The sequence below is a fragment of the Pseudomonas sp. 2995-3 genome, assembly GCF_002742565.1.
Taxonomy (GTDB): Bacteria; Pseudomonadota; Gammaproteobacteria; order Pseudomonadales; family Pseudomonadaceae; genus Aquipseudomonas; species Aquipseudomonas edaphica.
Window position 1 is genome coordinate 1 of the sequence record NZ_LJSB01000196.1, and the last position, 247, is coordinate 247.

Genomic DNA, 247 nt, shown 5'->3' on the forward strand with positions numbered 1-247 from the left:
ACCAATATCCATCCAACTGGGAATTATCTGGCTCACGGGCGAGTAGTGTAATTAGATATTTAATTGATTACAATGATTTAGATCCAAAAAGATTTATCTCTGTTGGTTATGGGGATACTAGACCTGTTGCACCTAATACTACTGATAAGAATCTACAAAAAAACCGAAGAGTAGTCATTGTTATCTCTGATCCAAAGTTTGATAATGAAGACGTATTTTAAATGATTACTAGGGAATATTCAAAGCC

The 247-nt window shown here is 34.0% G+C and carries 1 protein-coding gene; it reads left to right on the forward strand.

What is annotated here, in order from left to right:
* Positions 1–221, forward strand: a 221-nt coding sequence (locus AOA62_RS17905) for an OmpA family protein (protein WP_158235131.1), incomplete at its 5' end; no start/stop codon positions are given.
* Between the last annotated feature and the right edge of the window lie 26 nt (positions 222–247).